Below are 26,016 nucleotides of genomic sequence, written 5' to 3'. Positions count from 1 at the left end.
GGAGCTGTGGCCAGGCCAGGGGCGGTCCGCTGAGGGACGGTGTCGGCCACGGCGTGGCGAAGCCGACGTCCTTTCGTGGTGAACCCAGGACCCGTGGTGGCAGGCCCTACGACTCCACCTTCATGGGGTCTCCGAGGCCCCGCTCGCGGTGACAGGCGCGGTAGTGGCCGCGGTCTGTTGCCGGAAAGCCTGGGCGAGGGCGTCGGCGCCGCGTGCCAGCAGGCCTACGTCCACGCCCACGGCGGTGAACGTGGTCCCGAGATCGATGCACCGTCGCGCGAACGTGGGGTTGGTCGTCAGAACACCGGCCGGTTTGCCCGCTGCACGCACGCGTCCGATTGCCTCCTCCACCGCCCCGATGACACTCGGTGCGTTCAGGTCTCCGGGGTGACCGAGGCTGGCGGCCAGGTCGCCGGGGCCGATGAAGATCCCGTCCACGCCATCAACAGACGCGATCTGCCCGATCTGCTCAAGAGCGTGCCGCGATTCCACCTGGATGAGGACGCACAGTTCGGTGTGTGCCAGTTCGGCGTAGTCCTTGACCCGACCGAAGCGGGTGGCTCTGGTCAATGCCGACACGCCGCGGACACCGGTGGGGGCGTAACGGGTGGCGGCGACGGCGGCGCGCGCTTCTCCGGCCGACTCGACCTGCGGAATCAGCAGCGACTGCGCGCCGACATCCAAGAGCCGCTTGATCACGACGGGATCGTTGACCGGGGGACGCACCACGGGCGAGCAGGGGTAGGGGGCGACCGCCTGGAGTTGTGAGAGCACGGCCGCGATTTCGGCGTGCGAGTGTTCGGTGTCGAGAAGCAGCCAGTCGAAGCCGGCGCCGGCGACGATCTCGGCCGGGTACGGGTCTGCCAGCGAGCACCACATGCCGATCATCTGCTCGCCTCGGGCGAGCGCCGCTTTGAACGCGTTCGGCGGCAGGGGCCACTGGCCCGGTGCGGGCCGCGATGCGCCGACCGACGGGTTGTGCACGGTCACTGGAACGCCACCCCGATCGAGCCCAGCGGGCCGAAGTCGGCGTGGATGACGGTGTTCGGTTCGACCGAGACGGGTCGGGTGAACGAGCCCGACAGCAGCAGCTGACCGGCTTCAAGATGCTGGCCGACCGCGGCGAGCTTGTTGCCGAGCCAGGCGATGCCTGCCGCCGGGTGTCCCATGACGGCGGCCGAGACCCCGGACTCCTCGATCACACCGTTCTTCGCCAACGTCGCAGCCACCCACCGGACATCGACGTCCATCGGGCGTACGACCCGCCCGCCGACGACCATCGCCGCGGCGGCGGCGTTGTCCGCGATGGTGTCGGTGATCGAGCGCGGCACCTCGGTGCGGTAGTCGATGACCTCCAGCGCGGGGACGACGTACTCCGTCGCCCGCAGGACGTCGTGGACGCGCAGGTTCGGCCCATACAGGTCCGCGCCAAGCACGAATGCGAGCTCGACCTCCAGTCTGGGCTTCGTGTAGCGGCTCGCGTCGAGGCAGGCGCCGTCGCCCACGACCATGTCGTCGGTGAGGAAGCCGTAGTCGGGTTCCGTCATCTGCGAGGCCAGCTGCATGGCGCGAGACGTCAGTCCGATCTTGTGCCCGACGAGCCGAGCTCCAGCCGAAACACGCTCCGCTGCCCAGAGTTGCTGAATGGCATAGGCGTCGACGATCTCGAGGTCGGGATAGGTCAGGCTGAGCTGGGTGATCGGTTGACGATCACGGTCGGCCTGCATGAGGGCAGCCGCGGCTGCGCGACGTTCTGCTTCGGTGATCACCGGTTTCCTCTCGGGGGTGCGAAGTGTCCTCGTGCGGCGTTCGGGTGGAACAGGGCATGCACCGGCCCTGGTGATGGCGCGGTCCCGTCAGGCGCTGTCCGGCTCGGTGTCGCGTTTGGCCGACACGGGTGGTGTCGGCAGCCAGGCCTCACCCGGCTCGACGACGAAGGTGAACTCGAGGCTGTACCAGGCCTCGGTCACGTCCGGATCCGGTGCCGGCTCGTTCTCGTGGTGCGTATAGATGCCGACGAGATTCTGTACGACGCCGAACTGCGCGTCGGTCTCCAGGATGGGGTCGTCGTGGCTGTAGAGCTGGGAGGCGATCGTCTTGTAGCCCGGTTTATGGATCAGCGCGTGGAGGTGGGCCGGCCGGAAGGGATGGCGTTTGAGTGCGGTCAGGAGATCGCCCACGGGCCCGTCCATCGGTATCGGGTAACCGGATGGCCTGATGCTGCGGAAGGCGAACGCACCTTCCTCGTCGCTGAAGAACTTGCCGCGCAGGTTCCAGTCGGCCTGCTCGGGGTCCTGGTTTTCGTACAGGCCGGCCGGTGATGCGTGCCAGATGTCGACTTCCGCGCCGGCGACCGCGTTTCCCTCGGTGTCGACGATCCGGCCGGTGAAGAACAGCGGTGGTCCCTCGGTCGGCGAGCGGACGATCGACTCGCCGTTGTTCATGGTCGGACTGCCCTGGCGCCAGAACGGGCCGAGCAGGTTGGCTGAGGTCGGACTGTCCTGGGTGCCGTTGTTCATCAGGGAAACCAGCGTTGACAGACCCAGCGAGCCTGCCATCAGCCTGACCTCGTTGTGGCTGGGTGTGGTGAGCCGGCCGAGCCTGGTCACGATGGTGATGGCGGCGTCGAACTCCTTCTCGGTCAGCCGTACTTCGCGAGCGAAGCCGTGCAGATGGCGTACCAGCGCCTGGGTGATTTCCTTGACGCGCGGGTCTCCGGCCCGCTCTGTCTCGGCAAGCACCGCCGCGGTGAGCTGGCTTTCGTCCAGGATGATCACGTCGGCGTCCCCTCGTAACGGTCGGCTGCCGATCCGCGGCAAGCAGTCACACGCGAGTATCCGGAGGCCGGACTGCCCGTACAACGCCGCTGTTCATCCAGTGAACATCGAGGCGCCGCGACCCGGATGAAGCACCAGACTCAGCGGTGCGCCACTGAAGTGAGAGAAGCCGGAACCGCTCGCGACGACGGACGGAAGCACCGTCTGGGCGGCACCGAGTAGGTGCGCACGACCTTGCACGGCGCAGCTACCACGCAGCCCTCGCCGCGACCCGCCGTCCTCGCCGGGCGACATGCCTGGTGGCTTCCGGCCCGTTGGAGCGTGTGCTGCCCGACCTGGATGTGGAGGGCGCGAGCCTGCAGAAGGCGGCGGTGCCTGAGCACGGGGAACCCCAGCCGGTCGCCTGATCATCACGACGTGAGGTCGCCGCCGTCGGTCGACGGCGGCCTCGCTGTTTCACGGCCGGCCCTTGTGTTCCCGCCGGGGCCGGCGTCAGGCCGTGGGCACAGGCACCAGGTCCACTCGGCCACCGGCCAGGGCCACGACCGCCGAGACCAGGGCCTGCAGACAGGTCGGCTCGGCCTGCTCGTCGGGCAGTGAGAGATGCGGCATGGTGAGTCCGTCGAAACCGGCGAGGAAGAACCGGGCGATGGTCTCCGGCGGCTGGGCGAGCCGGTGGCCGGCACGCTCGGCCGCCTCACTCACCAGCTTCGCCGTCACGGCCGTCACCGTACGCCACAGTGCGGCGGCCAGCGAGGCGGCCGTCTCCTCGAACCCGGAGTCCGTGGGCGCCCACTTCGCGACCTGCCCGACCGGATCGTGGGTCAGCTGTTCCATGACGGCGCGGTACAGATCCTCCTTGGTGCCGAAGGTGTAGTGCACCGTCGCCTGGGCCACGCCGAGTTCGGCGGCGATGGCACGGGTGCTTCCGGCGGCGACGCCCTCCCTGGTCATGAGGTCGATGGCCGCTTTGATCAGCTGGGGGCGGCGCTCCGCCGCGGAAACATGAGCCATAAGGACCTCATACCGACTCAGTCCGTTGAGCAAGTCGTTCGATCAAGTCGAAGTTCCTGACCCTGGCGGCCGCGCTCTGGCCGCTGCGGTCCCCTCTGTGGCCGCGAGGGTCAGTTCCTGGCGCTTCCGTGGTGCATAGGTTCCCGGCAACAGCTCTGAGCCGCAAGGAAAAGGGAGGTGGACTGGTGAGTGACAACCAGTACGACCAGCACGACACATGTGTCATCGGTGCCGGACCCGCGGGTCTGGCCGTGGCGAGGGCGCTGGCGGAGCGGAACCTGTCGTACACGCACATCGAGCGCCACACGGGGCCGGGAGGGCTCTGGGACATCGACAACCCCGGCAGCCCGATGTACGAGTCGGCCCACTTCATCTCCAGCAGGACACTCTCCGGCTTCGGCGGCTACCCGATGCCGGACCACTTCGCCGACTACCCGCCGTACCGGCAGATCCTGTCCTATCTGACGTCGTTCGCCGACGCCTACGGACTGACGGACCGGATCGAGTTCGGCACCGGGGTCCGCAGTGTGGGGAAGAACGCCGACGGCACCTGGACGGTCACTCGCGCAGACGGGCAGGCGAGTGTGCACCGGCACGTCGTGGTGTGTACGGGCGCGCAGTGGCACCCCAACGTTCCTGAACTGCCAGGCGACTTCACCGGCGAGGTCCGCCACACCGTCACCTACCGCAGCAGCGAGGAACTGCGCGGCAAGCGGGTGCTGGTGGTCGGTGCGGGGAATTCCGGGCTGGACATAGCCTGCGACGCGGCCCGGTCCGCGGACCACGCGGCGATCAGCATGCGCCGCGGCTACTGGTTCATCCCGAAGCACCTGTTCGGCCGGCCGGTGGACACCATCGCGGCGGGCGGACCCCACCTGCCGATGTGGCTGCAGCAGAAGCTGTTCGGCGCCCTGCTCAGGCTCCTCAACGGCGATCCGCGCAGGCTCGGTCTGCAGAAGCCCGACCACAAGCTGTTCGAGACTCACCCTGCCATCAACTCCATGCTGATCCACCACCTCCAGCACGGGGACATCACGGCCAGGCCCGGCATCGCGCGCACCGACGGCAGGACGGTTCACTTCACGGACGGCACCAGCGACGACTTCGACCTGATCCTGCTGGCGACCGGATACGTCCACAAGGTCCCGGTCGCGCAGAAGTACTTCGGGAACGAGCAGCACCCCGACCTGTACCTGTCGTCGTTCTCCCGCGACCACGAGGGTCTGTTCGGTGTCGGATTCGTGGAGACGAACTCCGGGGCCTACCAACTCTTCGACAGTCAGGCGCAGTTGATCGCCTCCTTCATCGGGGACGCGCGGCACGGGCGTCCGACGGCCGAGCGGTTCGCCCGCATGATCCGCAGCGACCGCCCCGACCTGACGGGCGGCTTGAGCTTCGTCGACTCGCCCCGTCACACCGGCTACGTCCACAGCGACGCCTTCGTGAAGCACCTGGGCAAGGTCGCCGCCGGGTTGGGGTGGCGTACCGCGGGCCTGCCGCCGAAGGCGACGCCGGTGCGGCGCGAGTCGGTGGCGTCATGACGTACGACTTCCGTGACAAGGTCATCGTGGTGACCGGCGGTGCCGGTGGCATCGGCAGCGCCCTGTGCGACCGCTTCGCCTCCGGTGGAGCCCGTCTCGTCGTGGTCGACATCGACGAGGCGCGGGCCAAGGCAACCGCCGGCGGCTTGCCCGGGAACGGGCACGTCGGAGCGGGCTGCGACCTGCTGGACCGCGCGGCGGTGGAGCGCATGCTCGACGGCGTGGCCGTCACCCACGGCCGGATCGACGTCCTGGTCAACAACGTGGGCATGACCAGCGCCGAACGCTTCGACGTGCGCAGCGTCGAGAGCATCGAGCGGGAGATCGATCTCAATCTGCTCTCCCCGTTGGTCACCACGCGCGTCGCCATCCCGCTGCTGCGGGCCTCCGGCGACCCTCGGGTGGTCACCACGGTGTCCCTCGGAGGGATCTTCCCGCTGGGCGAGACTCCCATCTACACCGCCTCGAAGTTCGGGCTGCGTGGCGCGATGCTCGCCATCGGGCTCGACCTGCGTGGCAAGGGCATCAGGGCCGGCTCCGTGTTGCCGTCGGCGACCGACACCCGGATGCTCCGTCAGGAAGCCGTCGACGGCGGGAACTCCATGCAGTTCCAGGACGCGCCGCAGCAGCCGTCGGACGTCGTCAGAGCGGTCGTGAGCCTGCTGGACAAGCCGCGCCTGGAGGCGTACGTGCGGCCCGGCGAGTCCTGGCTGGTACGTGTCGCGATGCTGGCGCCGAACCTGCTGCCCCGGCTCTTCCCGCTGTTCCGTAAGCGCGGTGAGCGGGGCATGGCCCGCTACCTGGAGGACCTGCGCCGCAGGGGACTGGCCCGTCGCGTCGGTGGCCGATGGGAACTGGTGGAGGAAGCGTGAGCGGTGCAGAACTGCGGGTCGTCAACCCCGCGACCGGTGAACTGACAACGACCGTGCCGGCGGCGAGCGCCCAGGACGTCGCGCTCGCCGCCGAGCGGGCGCACAAGGTGTTCGAGAGCGGCGTCTGGTCCGGCCTTGCCCCGAGGGAGCGGGCGGCCGTCCTGCTGCGCCTGGCCGAACTGATGGAGCGCGACGCCGAACTACTGGCCAGGCTGGACTGCGAGGACGCGGGCAAACCGATCACGGAGTGCCGAACCGGAGACGTGCCCGGGGCGATCGAGTCGATCCGCTGGTTCGCGGAGGCAGCCGACAAGCTCTTCGGCCGCATGGCTCCCACCGGTCACGACAGCCTGGGCCTGGTGAGCCGGGAACCGGTCGGGGTGGCCGCCGCCATCCTGCCCTGGAACTATCCGCTGGCCATGGCGGCCTGGAAGGTGGGCCCCGCCCTCGTCGCGGGCAACTCCCTGCTGCTCAAGCCCGCCGAGGCCACCCCGCGCTCCGCCCTGCACCTGGCCGAACTGGCCGCCGTGGCGGGCCTGCCGGACGGGGTGCTCACCGTGCTGCCCGGCCATGGCGCGGTCACCGGTACGGCCCTCGCCCGCGACCCGCTCGTACGCGCGCTGTCGTTCACCGGATCCACGGCCACGGGCCGCCGGATCCTGGCCGATGCGGCCGAGACCAACTTCAAGCGGGTCTCCCTGGAGATGGGCGGCAAGAGCCCCCAGGTTCTGATGCCGGACGCGCTGCACTACGGTGACGAACTGATCGACAACATGATCGAGGCCGCGTTCCTGACCATGGGACAGAACTGCACTGCAGGCTCCCGAGTGCTGGTTCATCGCGACATCGCCGACGAGGTCGTCGACCGGTTCACCGCCGCGGCCGGTGCGCTGGTCATCGGCGATCCGGCCGAAGAGGGCACGCAGATCGGCCCGCTGATCAGCCACACGGCCAGGGACCGGGTGGCGGCGGCCGTCGAGGAGGCACGCACCGTCGGAGCGGGCATCCACACCGCGGGTCTGCCCACGGGTCTGCACCCGGAGGGCGCCTACTACCCGCCCACTGTGGTCACCGACGCCCCCGAGGACGCCAAGGTCCTGACCCAGGAGCTGTTCGGCCCCGTCGTCGCCGTGCGGACCTTCGCCTCCGAGGACGAGGCGGTACGGCTTGCGAACGCCACGGAGTACGGTCTCGCCGCCTCGGTCTGGACCCGTGACCTGGACGCGGCGCTCCGGCTGGCCCGTGGGATCGAGGCCGGTGTCGTCTCGGTCAACGCCTACAGCGAGGGCGACATCACCACCCCCTTCGGCGGGTGGAAGCAGTCCGGTTTCGGCGGTGCCGAGAAGTCCACGACCGCATTCGCGCAGTGGACCAGGGAGAAGACCGTCTGGATCCGCGCCAGGTGACGGTCGCGGGAGGGGCGCACCCCGCTTACGGAGTGGTGTGCCCCTCCCGTCGCGTCGTCTCCTCACGCAGCCGCACCGGCGCCACCCCGTGCCAGCGCCGCACCGCTCGCCGCAGCGCCCGCACGTCGGAGAAGCCCGCCTGCCGGGCGACGTCCCGCAACGTCAACTCCGGTCGGCGCAGCAGCTGTTCGACCCGCTCGCGGCGCACTCCGTCGACGACCGCCTCATAGGTCGTGCCGCACTCGGCAAGGCGGCGCCGCAGAGTGCGCTCGCTGGAGGCGTGCCGACGGGCCTGCTCGACGAAGGGCGGTACGTCCGGCAGGCTCTGCGCGATCGAGATCTCCAGGACCTCCAGCAGGTCCTGCTGGTCTCGGCGCGACGTCACCTGCTGCTCCAACAGCTCCATGACAGCGGCGTAGGTGACGGGATCACGGCCCGGCATCGGCCGCCGGGCCCACTCCGTGGGGAACACCAGGCGGTTCTCCGCGGCGGCGAATCGCACCGGGCAGTGGAACAACTCGGTGAACGGACCCGTGTCCTGTGGGGCGGGGAAGGCGAACTCGACGCTCTGCGGGGCGAATGCATCTCCGGCGCTCAGGCGGGTCAGGGTGACGACGCTGGCGAACGCCTCCTCCGCGAGGAAGACCGCGACACCCGGATCGAGGGCGGGGTCGGGCAGTTTGGCCCGCAGCACATAGCCCGCCTCCTCGGGGCGAGCCGACCAGACCAGCATGGCCCCGGACAGATTCTGGAAGCGCACACCGGTCTCGATGGCGTCCTGCAATGTGTCGGCGGCCAGCATGGCGAAACCGGGGAGCCCCCAGGCCGTGAGGTGCTGAGCCGCGCCCACGCGCAGGCCCAGATGCGCGTCGCCGGTGAGTTCCACAGCGCGCCGGATCACCGCGCTGCCCTGCCGATAGGAAACCCGCAGCGCGGCCGAGCGCATCACGTCCTGGTCCAGTCCGACGTCCGTCAACAGCGGCTGGAGGTCGAGCCCGTACTGGTCGGCGACCGGGGCGAGGTAGCGCAGGATGTTCGGCGGAATGGTGGCCGAGGTGCTGCGGCTGGTCCCGGGCGAGGAAAACAGGGCGGGAATGTCGGGCATGCGGGTCCTTGTGGCCAGGGTGAAACGTGGTGAACGCGTGAAAGGTTGACGGGAGTTGTGAAAACCGAGCAGGATTCGGTCTACTTCCTCGCGCCTGAAGTGAGCGAAGTGACGCGACCGGCCTGTTCGCGTATGCCTTTGAACCACTCCGCGCATACGCCTGCCGTTCGCACTGTGCCACCTCCCACACCTTGATTTCCGTAAGGGCCCATCTTGTCGCGCTCGCAATGTCTCAGAATCCTGCCCGCACTCGCTGTAACCGCCTTCACCGCTGCCGCCGTGCCGCTGCTCGGCGCCGGGGTGGCAAACGCGACGACATCCGGTGGATGTCAGTCGGCCACGGTGCAGTACCGCATCGTCGGCGCCGACGGAAACGTCGTCGGCGCGGACTGGACCTCGCAGGGCGGGCTGTACCTCTGGAAGACCGCGCCCGGAACGGTCGAGGTCCGGCTCGCTCCCGGCCAGACGGTCGGGGACGGATGCAAGTACCCCGTCTCTCTCGCCGAGTACACCACCGAGGGGCCCGACTGGTACACCTCGGGCCACCAGGCCCTGGTCGACAAGGCCACCGTCTACCTCACCGCGGTCGACGTCGCCGGATCGGACGACGCCAAGCGGACCTGGCAGAAGCTGAGCGTGAAGTCCCCGGACTGCTACGGCCAGATCGACCTGTACGGCGACGACGTCACGTACGACGGTGGCACGGGCGAAGGTCATGGCCCCGCGCCCTATGAGCCCGGCAACGTCGTCACCCCCTACCACCTGATAGCGGCCTGGAACGGCGGCGAGAAGCCGTGCACCCCCGACAAGCCCACGCCCACCCCGTCGCAGCCGACCCCGACCACTCCTACGACGCCCACGACGCCGGCCGGGACGACCCCGCCGGCCACCCCGACCACGCCCAAGCCCTCCACGACACCTCCCACCACCCCGGACGTGCCGCCGCTTCAGTCGACGCCGCCGGCCACCCCGAAGCCGTCGCCCAGCGACAGCACACCACCGCTGGCCGAGACCGGTTCCAGCGCACCGGTCGGCCTGATCGCAGGCGTAGCGGCCCTGGTGGTCGCGGTCGGTGGCGGGGCGGTGTACGCGGCTGGCCGCGCGCGTCGCTCCTGACGAGGGAACGAGGCGTCGCTGTCACGTCGTAGCAGGACCAAGACGGCTCCCGCCCTGGGCGGGAGCCGTCTTCCGTTGGCCAGGGGCGCCATGTGTTCCGCGCACCGTGCGACGGCCGGGCGCCGTTGCCCCGGGAGGCGGTCCACCCGGCCGTAGCGAATCAAGTGTCTTGGACGGTTGATTGACACTTCTTGGGCGGGGCATCCGGCGACCGCTATCCTGGCCGACGAACCTGCAGGTGAAGAAGAGGAGAGCACGTGCCCCGCATGGCGGCGAGCGATCGGAGGGCCGAGCTCCTCGAAGCGGCGATCCGGGTCATGACGCGGGACGGCGTGGCCAAGGCGACCACCCGCGCGATCGTGAACGAGGCCGGTATGCCCCTCGGGGTGTTCCACTACTGCTTCGACTCCAGGGCGCAGCTGCTCGAACTCGTCACGGAGACCCTCACCGAGCGGTACGTCGCGGAGGTCCGAGGCCTGTACGCGCCACACAAAGAGATCCGCGACAGCATCCTCGACAGCATGCACGCCTTCTGGAAGGGGTTCGAAGCCAACCCGCGCGAGCACCAGATCAGCTACGAGCTCACGCAGTACGCGCTGCGCAATCCCGGCTTCGAGAACGTCGCGAAACGGCAGTACGAGATCTTCCTGAGCGCCCACGCCTCCCTCCTCGAACTCGCCGCCGACAACGCGGGTATCGAGTGGACGGCGCCCGTACCGGTCCTCGTGCGATACGTGCATTCGACGATCGACGGCCTCGTCATGACCTGGCTGGTCGACCGCAACAGCCACGACAGCCAGGCGGTCCTCGAACTGCTCGCCGATCATCTCCTCCAGCACGCCCGGCCCCGGGAGGCCTGAGCCCGACGGAGCGGAAAGCTCATCCCGCGGTGGCGGACGTGCCCGGCTCCGACCACACGTCGGGCGGGACCACGCCGAGCGACCGGCCACGCGGGTCGAGGACCCGGCCGAGGAGCTTGTCGTGGCGCAGGGTCATCGTGCGGTCGGTGACGACGAGTCCGGGATGGACGTCCGAGAGACGGGTCTCCAGCCGCAGCACGTCACTCGACACCTGGATCACCGGCTGGCGCCCGCGTGACCTCGCGACGTCCAACTTCCCGCAGCTGCGCGGCCACTGCCTGGCGAACTACTTCACCGATCCCGTCTTCCGGGCGGCACTGCCCCGTCCGCCCGAGGAGGACCCGCAGTCCGCGATCCTCCACTGGACCCAGGTCTTCGGCAACCCGCTCACCTGGCAGGATCTGGACTGGCTGCGCTCACTGACCAACCTGCCGCTGATCGTCAAGGGCATCTGTCATCCCGAGGACGCGCGGCGCGCCCGCGACGGGGGAGCGGACGCGATCTACTGCTCCCATCACGGCGGGCGCCAGGCCAACGGCGGCCTCCCCGCCCTCGCTGCGCTGCCCGCCGTCGTCGAGGCGGCCGACGGCCTGCCGGTCCTCTTCGACTCCGGGGTGCGCAGCGGTGCCGACGTCATCAAAGCTCTTGCGCTGGGCGCCAGGGCCGCCGGCGTCGGCCGCCCGTACGCCTACGGCTGTGCGCTGGGCGGCACGGACGGCATCGTCCACGTCCTGCGCGCGCTGCTCGCCGAAGCCGATCTGATCATGGCGGTCGACGGATACCCGTCCGTGGACGACCTGGTTCCCGAGGCGCTTCAAGCCCTGTAGAGGCGTGCCCGGCGAGGAGCCGTCACACGGCCTGTCCCGGCGGCGAGCCCGTGTGTGGCCGCCGTGGTCCGCTGCGCGGCCGCGCAGGCCCTCGGGCCCGACCTCCCTTTGCACCCACCGTCGCTCTCCGAGCGAAGATCTAGGAAGGAGCCATGAAGTGAACGATCCCGCCCGGGGGCTGCCCTATCTGTAGGCCAGTTTCCGGAGTATCCGGGAGGAGAGAGGCGTGGGCAGAGCGCGCATGGTGCGGACCAGTGTCGCTGTGGGCCAGGGGAAGTATGCCTGAGCCGGTTCCTTCTCCAGGGCGCGGATGACATGGCGTGCCCCCCGTTCCTCGCTGATCTCGAACGGTTTGGGCAGCCCGTCCTCGCTGATGCGTTGCGTGGCCACGAAGCCGGGATGGATGGTGGTGAACCGGATTCCCCGGGGCCCGAGTTCGACGCGGGCCGCGTCCAGAAGGGTGCGTGCGGCGGCCTTGGCGGCAGAGTACGGGCCCTGGCGGGGGATGCCCATGAGTCCCGCGAGGGAGTTCGTGTGGGCGATCAGGCCGCCGTCGCGCTGCTGCAGCATCTGCTCGGTCAGCGGAATGAGGTAGTTGACGACGACGTCGTAGTTCAACGCCATGATCCGTGAGACGTCGGCGACGGAGACCTGGTCCATGGCCATGTCCGGCCCGTCACCCGCATTGAGCAGCGCGATGTCGACGGCCCCGAACTCCTCGGTGGCGGCCGCCACCACGCGGGCCGCCTCGCGCGGGTCGAGGGCGTCGGCGGCGATGTCCAGGCAGCTGCTGCCCGCGGCCCGCACCTGCTCCGCGATTCTGGCCAGTTCGCGGGTGCGCCGGGCCGTGATGACCAACCGGTTTTTGCCGGGGGCGAGTTGGCGTGCCACTTCCGCGCCGATGCCCGAGGACGCGCCGACGATCAGGATCGTGCGGTCGGTGATCCTTGCCATGGATGTTCCTGTTCTCGAAGGTGCGGCGAGCGTCTCGGGACGCGGGAGCAGGCGAAGCCGGCGCGGGAGCGCGCGGGTTCGTGGTCAGGACGGGAGTACGTACGCCTCGATCCGCGCACCGTTGAGTTCCCTTGCGCGCGGCGGGTCGTCGGTCGGGACGGTCGCCGCGTACAGGGTGTCTCCCTTCGGGCCCGCGACCAGGCAGCTGAGCGTGCGCTGGCTGGTCGCGACGCGGTCAAGGATTGTGCCGCCTGGGCCGACCCGGACGCATTCACCGCGCAGTGCGTTGGCGACCCAGGCCGTGCCGTCCTTGCCCGGTGCGATGCCGTCGGGGGCGATGGGGCTGCTCGAATGGTCGGCGATGGCCTGGTGATCCAGCAGGGCCGAGATGCGGCGCGTGATGCTGCCGACCAGCCCCGGGTTGGTGACCGCCTTCCACAGCCAGGGTTCGATCAAGGGAGCCCAGGCGCGCGGCGGGCCCAGTCGCCCGTCCGCCAGCACGGGCAGTGCCACCAGCCTCATCGCGAGCGTCTCGGCGACGAGCATCGTCCGGCCCTCGTCGATGGGGAAGAGGCCGTTCGTGAACGCCAACGGCTCGCTCAGGCCGATGAGTTCACCCTCGGGCGAGAAGCAGGCGATTGGGGCCCGGGGCGGGCCGGGCGGTGCGTAGAGCATGGAGTTGGGGTGCCGCTCGAGGAAGGCGTGGTAGTCGAACCCGAAGTTGCCCACATAGGCGCGGCCCTCCTTGTCGACGTACATGTCGTTGACGGGGCCTTGGGCGATGTCCCGCAGGTCCGCGTGCACGGCCAGTGAGCCGTCCGGCTCCAGCCGGTACACACACAAACCCTCCATCGAGACGACCAGCATCCGTCCGTCGGGCAGGAAGCCGATCCCGCCGGCGCGGCCGGGGACGTCGACGACTTTCTCGGGCCTGCCCCGAGTGTCCCAGCGGTGGACCGTGCCGTGGGCCATGTCGCAGAACCACAGGGCGTCGTCGTGCCAGCGCAGCGACTCCAGAACGCCGAACCCGTCCAGCACGACGGTGGCTTTCGGTTTCACTCTTGCCTCCCCAAGGTGATCACGCTTGCGTGTACATACGACGGCCGAGGACCAGCGGGGACAGTGAGCGCACCCGGGTATCGGCGAGCAGCCGCGGGGCATGCCTGGCCCAGTGGGCGAAGGCGCCGACGCAGTAGACGACCTCGATGACCGCGTCCTCCTCCGCCTTGCCGTTCTCGGCGACGATCGACGCCACGATCTCCTGACGGTGGGTGAGCATCCAGTGGCGGGCGCGGGCGAACAGTCGCGAACGGACGTCGGCACCCAGACGTGCCCAGCCGGGCTGAGCGCGCAGCGCGCGCTCGACGGCCGCCGCGACCTGCTCCGCGGAGGTGTCCGCGACGCGGCCGATCACTTCTCCGGTGGCGGGATTGTCCACGGCGATGGTCGCGCCCGGTACGGCACCGGCGTCACCGGCGGTTTGGGGATCGGTCACGGAATCTCCTGCGAGGCGTTGACTTCAGTCCGTTCAGAGTGAGACGGTCGCCCGTACAAGTCAAGCGTCTTGGACATTTGACCAACTTCTTTCCCCCCTCCTTCCCCTGCGGCGGCCGACGCCATGACTCACGCCGGGAGTGGACCGTAATGAAACGCAAAGCGAAGATTGTCATCGGTGGGCTCGGGGTCCCCGAGTCCCTGCGCTGGCATGAGGGCGCCCTGTGGTTCTCCGATCTCGGGCACGGCACGGTGCACCGGTGGGACGGGGCCGGGCGGCTGGACACCATCTGTGAGGTGCCCGGACGGGCCGGCGGTCTCGGCTGGCTCCCGGACGGGCGTCTGCTCGTCGTATCCATGGACGGCGGCTGCGTCGACCGGCTCGAACCGGACGCTGAGCTGGTCGAGCACGCGGACCTGCGGAAGATCGCCGGCGGCCCGGTCAACGACATGCTGGTCGACGCACAAGGGCGGGCCTACGTCGGCAACTTCGGCTTCGACTACTACACGTTCGACCGCGAGAACCCGAACTCCGTGCTTTATGAACCGCCCGGCCCGCCGCGGGCACCGATCGCCGTCTTCGACCCGGACGGGGGCCTGCTCGGCCTGTCGGAACCGCTGATGTTCCCCAACGGGCTGCTGCTGAGCCCGGACGGCACGACGCTGATCGCCGCCGAGACGCTCGGTCTGCGCCTGGCCGCGATCCCGGTCCGGCCGGACGGCACGCTCGACGCGCCGCGCCCCTGGGGCTCGCTGGTCGCGCCTCTGCTGTGGCGGCTGGTGAACGACGGGGGAGTGCTCGGCAAGGCCACCCGGAAGATCTCCGCGTTGATGGATCACCCCGAGATCGCCAAGCGCTCGGCCTCGCCGATCGCGCCGGACGGCCTTGCCTGGGACCCGGACGGTCGGACTGTCTGGGTCGCCAACGCGCTGCGCGGCGAGTGTGTCCGGGTCGAGGAGGGTGGACGGATCCTCGACCGTGTCGCCACCAGTCAGCACACGCTGAGCTGCGTGGTGGCCGGCGGCGACGGCCGCACGCTGTTCGCGGCGACCGTGCCGACCGACGACCCCGTGCACGCCGCCGAGCTCAATGACGGCCATATCGAGGTGTTCCAGCTGTGAAGCGTGGTGCTTCGGCTGTGAGCCGCGGCGTTTCGGCCGTGAGCCGGAAGGTAAAGGTCGCGTTTCAGCCACTCATGAACAATTGACTTGGACCAGTGTCCAAGAGAAAGTCTGAGGCCATGAGCAAGCAACCCCAGCACGACCGTGTCGTTCTGGTGACCGGCGCGGCGGCAGGTATCGGAGCCGCGATCGCCGAAGCCGCGGTCGGCGCCGGCCACCGTGTGCTGCTGACCGACATCGACGAGGCGGCTGCCCGGGCCACCGCCGCCCGCCTCGGCGGACGCGCCGCCCCCTTCCGCCTCGACATCCGGGACCCGGAGAACTGGAGCAAGGCCTTCGACGCGGCCGAGGCCGAATTCGGCCCCGTCGACATCCTGGTCAACAACGCCGGCATCATCACCACCGGCAACACCCGGGACCTGAGCCTGGAGCAGCACCGGGCCATGGTCGAGGTCAACCTGATCGGCACCATGACCGGCGTCTGCACGGCCATCCCGAGGATGACCTTGCGGGGCAGCGGCCACATCGTGACGATCTGCAGCATGAGCTCGTTCCTGGCGCTGCCGGGATACGCCACCTACGGCGGCACCAAGCACGGGCTGCGGGCCTTCCACCACGCCGTCGCGCTGGAGGAACGGCACGGCCCGCTGGACTTCACGATCATCCACCCAGCGTCCACCCGTACCCGGATGCTCGACCAGGAGCTCAACGACCCGACCGCGATCACCGCGTTCGCCGAGAAGTCGGTCCCGCCCGCGGAGGTCGCGAAGGTCGTCGTCGGAACGTTCCACACCAAGCCGACCGAAGTGGTCTTCCCGACCCTCGCCGGCCGCGTCCAGCAGATCGCGGGTGCGGTCCCGCAGCTCATCCGCCTGCTCATGCCCACCATCGAAGCCAAGGGACGGCGCGAGCGCGACCGTCTCCTGGGCGCCGGACGCACCCGGCTGTCCGACCCGTCCGGAGGCGCGTGATGACGACCGAGGAAGACCGCATGAGCACATCCGAGACGTCCACGCCCGACAAGGTGTGGGCCGCAGCCAGCGGGCTGAGCGAGGTCCGGATGACCCAGCTCGCCAAGGCGACCGAGCACCTGGAACCCCCCTTCGCCGTCGTCGACCTGGACGCCTTCAACCTCAACGCCGCCGACCTGGCCCGCCGTACGAGCGGCAACGCCACCATCCGCCTCGCCAGCAAGTCCGTGCGCAGCCGCGACCTGATCCGCCGCGCGGCCGAACGACCGCGCTACCACGGCATCCTCGCCTTCACCCTGCCCGAGGCCCTGTGGCTGGCCGAAGACCACGACGACGTGGTCATCGGCTACCCGACCACCGACCGGGAAGCACTGCGACGGCTCGCCGCGGACGACCGCGCCGCCGAACGCGTCACCCTCATGGTCGACTCGGTCGGCCACCTGGACCTCGTCGACGAGGCCGTGGGTCCAAAACGCCCCGACCTCAGGGTGTGCATCGACCTGGACGCCTCGCTCGAACTGCTGGGCGGGCGCGTCCACTTGGGCCCGTACCGCTCACCCGTGCACACCCCGCAGCAGGCCGCCGACCTGGCCCGCGCCATCACCGAGCGGCCCGGCTTCCGGCCCGTGGGCGTGATGTCGTACGAGGGCCAGATCGCCGGCCTGGGAGACAACCCGCTCGGCTCGCCGATCCAGGGTGTGCTGCGGCGGGCCATGCAGCGCCTGTCGGCCCGCGAACTCGCCGAACGCCGGGCCGCCGCCATCGCCGCCGTCGAGAACATCGCACCACTGGAGTTCGTCAACGGCGGCGGCACCGGATCGATCGAGCAGACCGCCGCCGAGCATGTCATCACCGAGATCGGGGCGGGATCGGGGCTCTACGGCCCCGGGCTGTTCGACCACTACCGCCGTTTCCGGCCCCGCCCGGCCGCGTTCTTCGTCATGCCCGTCGTACGCCGTCCCACGGCGAGGATCGCCACCCTGCTCGGCGGCGGCTGGGTCGCCTCCGGACCGGTGGGCGCCGACCGGCTGCCGACCCTCAGCTGGCCGCAGGGCCTGAAGCTGACCGCGCTCGAAGGTGCAGGAGAGGTCCAGACCCCCGTGCTGGGCGAGGCCGCGCACGGTCTGCGGCTCGGCGACCACGTGTGGCTGCGCCACGCCAAAGCCGGCGAGCTGTGCGAACGCGTCAACACCCTCCACCTGGTGTCCGGCACCGAGATCGTCGGTCAGGTGCCCACCTACCGTGGCGAGGGACACGCGTTCCTCTGAATCCCCCTGCCGTGCCACCCCCCACTCGCCCTTCAGGCCGAACCCACCTCCCGGAGGCCCGATGTCCGCCGAGTTCACATCACCCGCACCTGCGGTCGCGGCAGCCCCCGTGGGTGTCGTCCCGGACGGACCCACTCTGCCCGTGTCCCGTCGCTGGACCTTCGTCTACAGCATGGTCTGGTTCGGCTACTGGATGGCCAACCTCGTCCCCCTGCAACTGCTGATCCCCCAGCAACTGCAGGAGATCGACCCTGCGGGCAAGGTCACCGACTACGCCGTCGTCAACGGCGTCTCGGGCTTCGTCGCCCTGCTCGCGCTCCCCGTCGCGGGAGCCCTGTGCGACCGTTCGCGCAGCCGCTTCGGCCGACGCAGGGCCTGGCTCGGCGGCGGTGCGCTGGCGTTCGCGGCCGGTCTGCTGGCCACGGGTGCGCAGACCACCGTGTGGGGAGTGACCCTGGCGTGGTCGGCGGCCATGCTCGGACTCGGAGCCGCGACCGCCGGCCTGACCGCGGTGATCGCCGACCGGGTGCCCGAACGGCAGCGCGGCATGATCTCCAGCGCCATCTACGGCCCGCAGGCCCTCGGTGTGGTGGTCGGTATCGCCGTCGTGTCGGTGTTCGGCCTCTCGGCCGCGAACGGCTACGTCGTCATGGCGGCGCTGCTCGTGGTGTGCGCTCTGCCGTTCCTGCTCTCCTACCGGGACGTCTCGCACGAGACGGAGCCGGCGCTGTCGTTGCGTGCGGTGTTCGCGTCCATGGCCGACTCGCTCGGGAACCGCGAGTTCGCCTGGGCCTTCGGCGGGCGCCTGCTGGTCAACATGGCGAACTCGCTTGGCACTTGCTACACCCTCTACTTCCTCGCGGACTCCCTCAAGGTCAAGGATCCGGAGGGCAGCCTGCTGTTGGCCACGATCGCCTACCTGCTCGCCGGGCTGGTGGCCACCTACGTCGCGGGCGCGCTCTCCGACCGCCTGGGCAGACGGCGGATCTTCGTGGCCCTCGCCGCGTTCCTGCAGGCCCTCGCCGGTTTCCTCGTCGCCGCCTTTCCCAGCATGTCCCACGAGATCGTGGCGTCCGCGCTGATGGGCGGCGGCTTCGGCGCCTACATGGCGGTCGACCAGGCACTGATCACCCAGGTCCTGCCGGACGCCGAGAGCCGGGCGAAGGACCTCGGCATCATGAACATCGGCGCGATCGTCCCCCCGGCCCTCGCCCCGCTCATCGCCAGCGTCATCATCACCTCGGGGCTCGGCTACCCGGTTCTCTTCACCACCGTCGGCATCGGCGCGGCCGTCGGCGCGATACTCACCTACCGAGTGCGCTCGGTGCGGTGACCATCGTGAAAGCGGCCAGTAGGGCTCCGTTACCGGTAGTTCGTTGAATCCGGCGGTGGTGCGGGTTGGCGGCAGGTCGGGTTGGTCGTAGGCCGGTGGTAAGGGTCAACTGCCTTGGTGGGGGCTGAAGATGACCGCTCGCCGTCCCTGTCCGCCCGCGCCGGGGCCGTTGGAGGAGTATGCGGCCCGGTTCGACGACCTCTTGTTCGGTCTCGCGCAGCGCGGCGGGGTTTTCGTGAGTATCTGACCGGGCTGCCGGCGCCGTGGGAGCGGAACAAGACGATCACCTGCCTGGCAGGGGCGGAGCCGGTGGCCGGTGCGGGGATGCCGCGGCGTCCTGCTCAAACGCTACGAGCGGTCAACCCGACCGCGCTCCGCTACGGCCAATACATTGCGCCGCGCCGGCCGTGCCTCGGCGCGGGCCCGGGGCCGGCGACATCTCTCGCGCCGCGGTGCTGGTCAGACGCCTCTTCGGCGCGCAGGGCTGCCGCGTCGATCGGTTACGAGCCCGGTCTTCGTCCCGATGTCATGGGCGAGGAGGCTCTCGGCGGTGTCCGCGATGGTGTCCTCAATGGGGCGTGCTCTCCACCCGAGAAGCTTCTCCGCCTTGGCACTTGTGGCGTTGAGATCCCGGCCGAGCTGGTGCTTGAGCAGTCGCAGTTCCGGGTTCACGATGCCCAGTGTGCGTGCGAGCCACACGGGCAGTTCACGGGTCGGGGCCTGCGCGGCGCGCTGACCCAGGCGGTCATGCAGAATGCGTGCGATGTCGATGACGCGCAGGCTGGCGCCGGCGATTGCCAGGAAGCGTTCGCCGGCGGCTGCCGGATCGGTCATTGCGCGCACGTGCAGATCCGCGACGTCGCGGACGTCGACGAAGCCCATCCCGAAGGGAGGGCACGCAGGCACCTGTCCCTCGAGCATTCTGCGGACCAGACGCAGGGATGGTGGGTCGTCCGGGCCGAGTAGCGGTCCAAGGACCCCCACGGGATGAACCGCTGCCAGTTCCAGACCACCGCCTTCGTCCTGGACGAACTGCCAGGCGGCGCGTTCGGCGAGTGTCTTGGACCGCTGGTAGGGCGGGATATCGCTGTCGACGTTGGTCCAGTCCTCCTCGGTGAACGGGGTCGAGCGCGGAGGGTGCCCGATCCCGACGGCGCCGAAGGCGCTGGTCAGGACGACCCGGCGCACGCGGGCGTCGCGAGCGGCGCGCAGCACCCGCAGGACGCCCTCGCGTGCCGGGACCACCAACTCGTCGTCGTTCGCCGGCGTATGGCGCAGTGTCGGCGAGGCGACGTGGAGGACGAACTCGCAGTCGGTGACGGCAGCGTCCCAGCCGTCGAGGTGTTCAAGGTTGGCGCGTACGACCGTGAGACGGTCGTCGTCGAACGGTGCGGCCGCGTGCAGCCAGGAGCGCAGCGCCGGCTCGCGCCGCAGGTCACGGACTGTGGTGCGTACGGTGTGCCCGGCATCCAGCAGAGCCTGGATGCACCAGCTCCCGACGAATCCGGTTCCTCCGGTGACCAGTACTCGTGTCATCTGTCTCTCCTCAGCTCTCGACTCGTGCAGAAAGGGGTGCCGGCGGGTGCGTCGCACGATGCCGCTCGGTGGCGGCCACGCTGCTTCCGAGGAGGGCGTGGCCGATCATGATCGGGTAGATCACGGCGCGCTCGAACAGCCCGATGTCCCACATCCAGCCGGTGAACACGTCGGCCATGAAAAGGGGGAACGCGATCAGCCCGGCGGTGCCGAGAGTGATGCTCGCGATCGACCGGCCCCTGGTGAGACCGATGCGGGTTCCGCCGGCTCCGACGGCGATCGCCATGATGTTGCCGGCGAGCATGACGCCCTGCGCTCCGAAGGTGTGGAATGCGATCAGGCCGTTGTCGACGTTGGCGTTGGAGCCCTGGAAGATGCCGACGAGCGAGACTCCGACGCCGGCGAGGACGGCGAGGATCATGATGATGATCGGGCGGGTGCCCTTGCGCGGGTCGAACACGAGGAATGCGCCGATGATCAAGAGAGTGCCGTAGATCACCCAGCCGGTGTCCATGACGGGACCGAGGGGGGAGTTGGCGAACTGTCCGAACGCGGTCTGCGGCGGGCCGGTCAGGCCGAGGTGGCTGACCCAGTTGTACAGGGGCGAGTACGGAGGGTCCTGCCATGCGGCGGCGGTGATGAACTCGGCGACCCAGGAGACGAGCGGGCCAAGAAGGATGAGGAGGGCTCCGGCGCGGGCAGCCGCGCCGGAGCGGACGATGGGTTTCATGCGAGGGCCATGCCGGGGACGCGCTTGCGGATGGCCTCCATCTCGGCTTCGTCCGAGACGCCCTGCCAGTCGTAGCGGGGGGTGTACGGAGCCTCCAGTGCACGCACTTCGTCGTCGGTGAGCTCGATGCCGACAGAGGCCACGGCCTCGTCGATCTGTCGGATCGAGCCGGCGCCGACCAACGGCGCGGTGACGACCGGCTGGCGTCGCAGCCAGGCGAGCGCGACCTGTGCGCGGCTGACACCGTGAGCGTCCGCGACCTGCCCGACCGCGTCGATGATCGCGTGGTTGGACGCCTCCTCGGCCGGCGAGTAGAGCAGGTCCGCGTAGGCGCCGTCCGTCTCGGAGCGCACCGTCGAGCGGGCGTCGTCCCACGCGCGGGTGAGGCGGCCGCGGGCCAACGGCGACCAGATGATCGTGCCGACACCCTCGTCCAGGCACAGCGGGATCATCTCCCGCTCCTCCTCACGGGCGAGCAGGTTGTAGTGGTCCTGCATCGACACGAATCGCGCCCAGCCGTTCTCCTTCTGCAGGCGGAGAGCCTTCGCGAACTCCCACGCGTGCATGGACGAGGCACCGAGGTAGCGGACCTTGCCTGCCTTCACGAGGTCGCTGAGTGCCTCCAGGGTTTCCTCCCAGGGGGTGGCGTGGTCGTTGCGGTGGATCTGGTAGAGGTCGATGTAGTCGGTTCCGAGGCGGCGCAGCGAGTGGTCGACCTCGGTCATGATCGCCTTACGTGACAGTCCCCGTCCGTTGGGTCCCAGCCGCATCGGATGGCGCAGTTTCGTGGCGATCACCACGGCATCACGGTCGGCGAAGTCCTTGAGCGCCCGGCCGAGGATTTCCTCGCTGGAACCGTTGGAGTACATGTTCGCGGTGTCGAAGAAGTTGATCCCCGCCTCCAGCGCGTGCTTGATGAGCGGTCGCGCGTCCTGTTCGCCCTTGGACCAGACGGGGTGCCCGCGGTCGGGCTCGCCGTAGGTCATCGCGCCGATCGCGATCGGGGATACATCGAGGCCGGTCATGCCGAGCTTGATGTAATGCATGACGCTCCTTAGAGTAGGTGGAGAGCTCTCCACATAACGTAGTGGAGAACTCTCCACTTATCAAGGTGAGGTCCTGTGGTCCGTTCGGACGCCCGTGAGAACAGGGCGCGCATCCTCGCCGCCGCACGCGAAGCTCTTGCGGCGGACGGCAGCACGTCGATGAACCAGATCTCTCAGCGCGCGGGAGTCGGCGCGGGCACCCTGTACCGCAACTTCCCCACCCGTGAGTCGCTGGTTCTGGCCGTCTACCAGGACGAAGTGGCACGCATCATCAACACCGTGCCCGACCTGCTGGCCCGGATGTCGCCGCTGGAAGCGCTCCGCCACTGGACGACGGACCTCGTCGAGGCCATGCGCCGGAAGCACGGCCTCGGCGACGCCCTCGGCCCGGGCGCGCACCAGGCGATCAGCGAGCAGAGCTACGGGCCGGTCATCGCCGCCATCACAGAACTCCTCGACGCCGGCAAAAGGGACGGAAGCATCCGCCTAGACGCCGACCCAGGCGACTTCCTCCAACTCACCGGCGCCTTGTGGCGCGCAGCGTCCAGCCCCGAGGACCGGGCACCCCACATGCTCGCGCTCATCCTCGACGGACTCCGCACGCACCGGTAGACGACGGGCACGCGACGGGGCCCGCCAGATAAACGACTTTTCTGCGGAATCGGATGTGTCATGCTTGCGCTGCTTTGCCCTGCCGGACGCCGACGACCGGTGGGAGCTGAGCTGTGCCGGGTGCCGTGAGCTGCCGAGGTGTTGGCCCGGCCGGGGTCGGGGTATCGGCGAGTCTGCCGAGGAGTTCGTCGATCGCGGTCTGACCGTCGGTGAGAGCGGCCTGTTCGTCCTCGGTGAGCGGGATCGAGACGGCCATCTTCTGCAGGTTGTCTCTGGCTTCGAGGAGTTGGGCTCTCGTGGAGTCCTTTGGGGAGTAGAAGTCGCAGCGGGCGCAGGCCATGCGGTGCTGGCACTGTTCGAAGAAGGTGTGGGTGCAGTAGCCCTGTCCGAGGTCGTAGTGCTGCCAGGGTTCGCCGGCCGCGGCGGCGCCAGAGGCGACCGCGTCGCGGCCGACCGATGGGCCTGGCTGATCATCGCCGTCTACGCCCAACTCCGGCTCGCCCGGCCGCTGGCGGCCGATCTGCGTCGCCCCTGGGAACGGCCCTGCGAACCGCACAAGCTCACTCCCGCCCGCGTCCGCCGCGACTTCCGGCACCTGCGCCCCAAGGCCGCGAGGCTTTCGCACGGCTTCTACCCGGTGAAGGTCAAGAGTGCTTCTTGGGCGTGTGATTGATGAGCTTGTTTATGTTGTGCACCGTGCCGAGGCGCTTGATCTCGGCGTCCACCGCCTGGCGGCCTCGGTAGTTGAGGTGTCGTCCGAAGCGTTGGAGATCTGGGCGAATCCCGGCTCGATCAAGCTAGGGCGAGGCCGAGGACACGTGCGGTCAGGCGCCCGGCCCATCTTCGGGGCGTGGCGTAGTCAGGAGGTAGGGCGTGGCCATGTGCGCGTCAATCACCTGGACATCATTGGTGAAACCTGTGCCCACAGGCCACGCCCGCCGGTCGGCTCAGCGCTGGGTGTAGATGAAACCGATCTTGTCGACCCCGTCCCCGGAGCGCCCGTGGAAGCCGGCGATCCGCCAGCCGGACGGCGCGGTGCGGGTCACCCTCGGAGGTCGTGGTGCCGCCGGCGAGGGTGCGGCCGAGGTTGGTCCTGTACGGTTCGTGACCCCGACATTGAGGATTCAGGACAACTGCGCGGCTACGTGCGGGGAGTGGGAGCGCGTCACTTCCCGTATCCGGTGATCTGGGCGATCCACTTGATGAAGTCGTCCGGGTCCTCGTTGGCACCATGGCCGCCGTCCCAGTACATGAGTGCGTTGACGTGGTCGCCGAGATTCTTCAGGCTCGCGGCGAGGTTGCCGACGACCGTGAGCGAAGTGGCGGTGTCGCTGGTGCCGACGCGGATCCACCAGTACTTCGAGCGGGCGGAGTTCCTCTGCCCGATGAAGTGCATCGGGTTCATCAGCGTGATCTTCTCGGAGAGGTCGCTGTCCAGCCGCGCACCGGACTTCCCGGTCGCGTGGCGCAGGCTGTAGAGCGTGAAGTGCCGGGCGTTGGTGGACTCGTCGCCGAACTCGATGTTCTCGGCGGCCGAGGCGTCGAAGGCGTCGAACGCCGGCACGCTCTTGCTCCGCTCCACGTGCGCGACGAAGTCGTCCCAGGCGAAGGTCGCCTTGCCGCCGGACCAGGTGATCCAGGACTGCTCCTTCAGATAGGCGGTGCGCTTGGTGTCCGACAGGGCATTCAGATATTTCGTTGCGGCGGGCTCCAGGTAAGTCTTCAGCAGGTAATCGTCGTAGTTGCGGGCCGTGAGGGTGCCGAAGCCGTTCTCGCCCGTGAGCTTGAGTGATGCCTGGTACTCGGCGAACTGGGACCGGAGCGCCTTGGAGACGGTCTGGTCGACGGTTTTGCCGCTCAGTTCCGCGCCGCCGTACATCCACTCGTAGGCCATGTCGGCATGGTTGAGATCGGTGATCGGGCACCAGTCAGCGCTTGCAAAGATCGCGTCGCTGGCGTCGGCCGCGCCGATCTCCTCGAGGTGTGCGTCGTAGAGAGGGCTGTCGCCGGAGGCGCCGAGCAGCGCGGACATGGCGCCGCCGGCGCTCGTGCCCGAGGAGACGATCCAGTCCGTGTTGCCGGGGATGCGCCCCTTGTTGTGGCGGATGTAGCGCACCGCGGCCTTCAGGTCGACGATCACGGCTGGTGCCTTGCCGTAGTACTTGCCGTTCTTCTCGTTGTCGCGGCCCCGCGCGCCGGGCTGGACGACGACATAGCCGGCCGCGAGGGCGAGGTCGCCGTTGCCGACCATCTGACCGCCGCCCGTCATGTCGCCGCTCGGGGCGCTGCCACCCGCCGCGCCACTGGGCATCGCACCGCCGGGAGCGGCCCCGCTGGGCCCGCCCGGGGCGCCGCTGGGCGTTGCGCCGCCGCCGGGTGCCGCGCCGCCCCCGCCCATGCCGGCGCTGCTGCCGTCGGTCACGGACGAGGACATGTAGCCGGCGATGGCGTTGTCGAGGAGGATCGGTGCGCCGGAGGCGTCGATCTCCTTGTCCCCGATCTTCACGGGCACCATGACATTGAGGCTCTGGTACTTCTCGTCCACAGGCTTGGTGACATACGTGATCGCCTCCCAGAGGCGGTAGGTGACCTTCTTGTCGCCGTCCGCCGTGGAAACGGTCTTGGTCTTGGTCTTGTAGGCGTCCTTGTCGAACGTGAGAGAGACGCTCTTGCTGCTCGAGCCGCCGTTGTCCGAACAACCGGAGAGCACCGGCAGCGCCGAAGCCGCGGCCGTGCCGAGCGTCGCCGTCTTGAGTACCGTCCTGCGCTTCACTGATCTGCCTCTTTCGTACCGTGGGGGCTGGCAGCCGTGAACGTATGTTTCTGACAACATCATCGTCAACAATTTCGCTGGCTCTCACAGGGGATACGTAGCCGCCGTACGGGCATTCCACAGAGCCCTTCCGGGCGTCGCGTTTCTGATCAGGCTCTGATCCGGCTGTGATGCCACTCTGAACCCCGCTCTGTTTCCTGATGCACAGCGGTGGGGCCCGACCTGCGCTCCGCTCCGTCGGGACTCACTGTTCCCACCCCCCAGGGCACAGAAGCGAGAGACGAGTGACCAACACCATCAAGCGCTACGTGACGGCCTGCGCGGCCGTCGTCACCGCCATCTCCGGCGTGGTCGCCACCGCCCCCGCGGCCAGCGCCAACCCGTCGTCCGGCGTCAACGTCCGCGGCAAGGAGCCCTTCAACACCGATGTCCTGATGTCCAAGCTGTGCGGCGACATGACCGGTGCCGACAAGTCCTTCGTCTTCAACATCAACACCGGTGAGGTGGTGGACAGCGACAAGGCGTACGGGAAGGCGCCGTACTACCATCTCGCCGCCGGCGCGGCCCGCAGCGTGCACTCCGACCTGCCGTACGGCGAGCACTGGGCCCTCACCAACGGCTGGGAGGTCGTGGTCGGCAACTGCAAGTAGGCGCCTTCC

General features: G+C 69.2%; 24 protein-coding genes and 4 pseudogenes. 14 read left to right on the top strand and 14 right to left on the bottom strand.

Features of this window, described 5'->3' with window-relative positions; translation table 11 throughout:
- Positions 1-120: 120 nt before the first annotated feature.
- From ACWC09_RS36545 to ACWC09_RS36530, 4 genes are all read right to left on the bottom strand, one after another.
- Complete coding sequence (locus tag ACWC09_RS36545; protein WP_450855334.1) at positions 121-990, bottom strand: aldolase/citrate lyase family protein; 870 nt, start codon at positions 988-990, stop codon at positions 121-123.
- The gene (locus ACWC09_RS36540) at positions 987-1,769 is read right to left on the bottom strand and encodes a fumarylacetoacetate hydrolase family protein (protein ID WP_450855333.1); all 783 of its coding nucleotides are present in this window, start codon (positions 1,767-1,769) and stop codon (positions 987-989) included. The genes ACWC09_RS36545 and ACWC09_RS36540 overlap by 4 nt, the downstream gene beginning before the upstream one ends.
- 87 nt (positions 1,770-1,856) lie before the next feature.
- Complete coding sequence (locus ACWC09_RS36535) at positions 1,857-2,861, bottom strand: dioxygenase family protein (RefSeq protein ID WP_450855332.1); 1,005 nt, start codon at positions 2,859-2,861, stop codon at positions 1,857-1,859.
- A gap of 408 nt (positions 2,862-3,269) precedes the next feature.
- Positions 3,270-3,791, bottom strand: a complete 522-nt coding sequence (locus ACWC09_RS36530; RefSeq protein WP_450855331.1) for a TetR/AcrR family transcriptional regulator — start codon at positions 3,789-3,791, stop codon at positions 3,270-3,272.
- A 185-nt stretch (positions 3,792-3,976) separates the two neighbouring features.
- On the opposite strand from ACWC09_RS36530, the gene ACWC09_RS36525 reads away from it, so the two are divergent.
- From ACWC09_RS36525 to ACWC09_RS36515, 3 genes are read left to right on the top strand one after another with little or no spacing between them, the layout of a single operon-like run.
- The gene (locus ACWC09_RS36525) at positions 3,977-5,332 is read left to right on the top strand and encodes a flavin-containing monooxygenase (RefSeq protein ID WP_450855330.1); all 1,356 of its coding nucleotides are present in this window, start codon (positions 3,977-3,979) and stop codon (positions 5,330-5,332) included.
- Entirely contained in the window at positions 5,329-6,204 is an 876-nt protein-coding gene (locus ACWC09_RS36520; RefSeq protein WP_450855329.1) for an SDR family NAD(P)-dependent oxidoreductase, read from the top strand. The genes ACWC09_RS36525 and ACWC09_RS36520 overlap by 4 nt, the downstream gene beginning before the upstream one ends.
- Entirely contained in the window at positions 6,180-7,610 is a 1,431-nt protein-coding gene (locus ACWC09_RS36515; RefSeq protein WP_450855328.1) for an aldehyde dehydrogenase family protein, read from the top strand. The genes ACWC09_RS36520 and ACWC09_RS36515 overlap by 25 nt, the downstream gene beginning before the upstream one ends.
- Before the next feature lie 25 nt (positions 7,611-7,635).
- Here ACWC09_RS36515 and ACWC09_RS36510 read toward each other — a convergent pair whose 3' ends face one another.
- Complete coding sequence (locus ACWC09_RS36510) at positions 7,636-8,715, bottom strand: AraC family transcriptional regulator (protein ID WP_450855327.1); 1,080 nt, start codon at positions 8,713-8,715, stop codon at positions 7,636-7,638.
- Positions 8,716-9,057: 342 nt separating this feature from the next.
- On the opposite strand from ACWC09_RS36510, the gene ACWC09_RS36505 reads away from it, so the two are divergent.
- From ACWC09_RS36505 to ACWC09_RS36495, 3 genes and pseudogenes are all read left to right on the top strand, one after another.
- The gene (locus tag ACWC09_RS36505) at positions 9,058-9,831 is read left to right on the top strand and encodes a hypothetical protein (RefSeq protein ID WP_450855326.1); all 774 of its coding nucleotides are present in this window, start codon (positions 9,058-9,060) and stop codon (positions 9,829-9,831) included.
- A 266-nt stretch (positions 9,832-10,097) separates the two neighbouring features.
- Positions 10,098-10,691, top strand: a complete 594-nt coding sequence (locus ACWC09_RS36500) for a TetR/AcrR family transcriptional regulator (RefSeq protein ID WP_450855349.1) — start codon at positions 10,098-10,100, stop codon at positions 10,689-10,691.
- 200 nt (positions 10,692-10,891) lie between these two features.
- Positions 10,892-11,518, top strand: a pseudogene (locus tag ACWC09_RS36495) (alpha-hydroxy-acid oxidizing protein); the annotation flags it as partial.
- A 183-nt stretch (positions 11,519-11,701) separates the two neighbouring features.
- Here ACWC09_RS36495 and ACWC09_RS36490 read toward each other — a convergent pair.
- The 3 genes from ACWC09_RS36490 to ACWC09_RS36480 all read right to left on the bottom strand — a co-directional run bounded on the left by ACWC09_RS36490 (position 11,702) and on the right by ACWC09_RS36480 (position 13,967).
- Positions 11,702-12,472 (bottom strand): SDR family NAD(P)-dependent oxidoreductase, encoded by a 771-nt coding sequence (locus tag ACWC09_RS36490; protein WP_450855325.1) that lies wholly within the window; start codon positions 12,470-12,472, stop codon positions 11,702-11,704.
- Positions 12,473-12,556: 84 nt separating this feature from the next.
- Entirely contained in the window at positions 12,557-13,531 is a 975-nt protein-coding gene (locus ACWC09_RS36485; RefSeq protein ID WP_450855324.1) for an SMP-30/gluconolactonase/LRE family protein, read from the bottom strand.
- A 19-nt stretch (positions 13,532-13,550) separates the two neighbouring features.
- A complete protein-coding gene (locus ACWC09_RS36480; protein ID WP_450855323.1) occupies positions 13,551-13,967 on the bottom strand; it encodes an aldehyde dehydrogenase family protein in 417 nt (138 codons plus the stop codon).
- A 149-nt stretch (positions 13,968-14,116) separates the two neighbouring features.
- Here ACWC09_RS36480 and ACWC09_RS36475 point away from each other — a divergent pair, with 149 nt between their 5' ends.
- The 5 genes and pseudogenes from ACWC09_RS36475 to ACWC09_RS36455 form a co-directional block, all read left to right on the top strand.
- The gene (locus ACWC09_RS36475) at positions 14,117-15,088 is read left to right on the top strand and encodes an SMP-30/gluconolactonase/LRE family protein (RefSeq protein ID WP_450855322.1); all 972 of its coding nucleotides are present in this window, start codon (positions 14,117-14,119) and stop codon (positions 15,086-15,088) included.
- A 119-nt stretch (positions 15,089-15,207) separates the two neighbouring features.
- Positions 15,208-16,059 (top strand): SDR family NAD(P)-dependent oxidoreductase, encoded by an 852-nt coding sequence (locus tag ACWC09_RS36470; protein ID WP_450855321.1) that lies wholly within the window; start codon positions 15,208-15,210, stop codon positions 16,057-16,059.
- Between the two features lie 20 nt (positions 16,060-16,079).
- Positions 16,080-17,327 (top strand): amino acid deaminase/aldolase, encoded by a 1,248-nt coding sequence (locus ACWC09_RS36465; RefSeq protein ID WP_450855320.1) that lies wholly within the window; start codon positions 16,080-16,082, stop codon positions 17,325-17,327.
- A 61-nt stretch (positions 17,328-17,388) separates the two neighbouring features.
- Positions 17,389-18,660 (top strand): MFS transporter, encoded by a 1,272-nt coding sequence (locus ACWC09_RS36460; protein WP_450855319.1) that lies wholly within the window; start codon positions 17,389-17,391, stop codon positions 18,658-18,660.
- Positions 18,661-18,790: 130 nt separating this feature from the next.
- Positions 18,791-18,990: pseudogene (locus ACWC09_RS36455) on the top strand (IS701 family transposase); the annotation flags it as partial.
- Positions 18,991-19,119: 129 nt separating this feature from the next.
- Here ACWC09_RS36455 and ACWC09_RS36450 read toward each other — a convergent pair.
- The 3 genes from ACWC09_RS36450 to ACWC09_RS36440 are packed head-to-tail and all read right to left on the bottom strand — an operon-like array spanning position 19,120 to position 21,972.
- Positions 19,120-20,196: an NAD-dependent epimerase/dehydratase family protein gene (locus ACWC09_RS36450; RefSeq protein WP_450855318.1), complete on the bottom strand. Its 1,077-nt coding sequence runs from the start codon at positions 20,194-20,196 to the stop codon at positions 19,120-19,122.
- A gap of 10 nt (positions 20,197-20,206) precedes the next feature.
- Positions 20,207-20,926: a DUF998 domain-containing protein gene (locus ACWC09_RS36445; protein ID WP_450855317.1), complete on the bottom strand. Its 720-nt coding sequence runs from the start codon at positions 20,924-20,926 to the stop codon at positions 20,207-20,209.
- A complete protein-coding gene (locus ACWC09_RS36440; protein WP_450855316.1) occupies positions 20,923-21,972 on the bottom strand; it encodes an aldo/keto reductase in 1,050 nt (349 codons plus the stop codon). Before ACWC09_RS36440 ends, ACWC09_RS36445 begins: the two co-directional genes overlap by 4 nt.
- A gap of 75 nt (positions 21,973-22,047) precedes the next feature.
- Between ACWC09_RS36440 and ACWC09_RS36435 the strand changes: the two genes are divergently transcribed.
- Positions 22,048-22,584 (top strand): TetR/AcrR family transcriptional regulator, encoded by a 537-nt coding sequence (locus ACWC09_RS36435; protein ID WP_450855315.1) that lies wholly within the window; start codon positions 22,048-22,050, stop codon positions 22,582-22,584.
- Positions 22,585-22,642: 58 nt separating this feature from the next.
- On the opposite strand, the gene ACWC09_RS36430 is transcribed toward ACWC09_RS36435, so the two are convergent.
- Complete coding sequence (locus tag ACWC09_RS36430) at positions 22,643-22,840, bottom strand: hypothetical protein (protein ID WP_450855314.1); 198 nt, start codon at positions 22,838-22,840, stop codon at positions 22,643-22,645.
- 189 nt (positions 22,841-23,029) lie between these two features.
- On the opposite strand from ACWC09_RS36430, the pseudogene ACWC09_RS36425 reads away from it, so the two are divergent.
- Positions 23,030-23,197: pseudogene (locus tag ACWC09_RS36425) on the top strand (NF041680 family putative transposase); the annotation flags it as partial.
- 334 nt (positions 23,198-23,531) lie between these two features.
- On the opposite strand, the pseudogene ACWC09_RS36420 reads toward ACWC09_RS36425, so the two are convergent.
- Positions 23,532-23,682: pseudogene (locus ACWC09_RS36420) on the bottom strand (jacalin-like lectin); the annotation flags it as partial.
- A gap of 67 nt (positions 23,683-23,749) precedes the next feature.
- Positions 23,750-25,357 carry a subtype B tannase gene (locus ACWC09_RS36415; protein WP_450855313.1) on the bottom strand — a complete coding sequence of 536 codons (1,608 nt, stop codon included), beginning with the start codon at positions 25,355-25,357 and terminating at the stop codon, positions 23,750-23,752.
- Between the two features lie 284 nt (positions 25,358-25,641).
- Here ACWC09_RS36415 and ACWC09_RS36410 point away from each other — a divergent pair, with 284 nt between their 5' ends.
- Positions 25,642-26,007 (top strand): hypothetical protein, encoded by a 366-nt coding sequence (locus ACWC09_RS36410; RefSeq protein WP_450855312.1) that lies wholly within the window; start codon positions 25,642-25,644, stop codon positions 26,005-26,007.
- Positions 26,008-26,016 lie beyond the last annotated feature (9 nt).

It is taken from the genome of Streptomyces sp. NPDC001617 (genome assembly GCF_053596855.1).
Note: the sequence above shows the minus strand (reverse complement) of the source record. Positions and strands in the feature narration are given on the sequence as shown.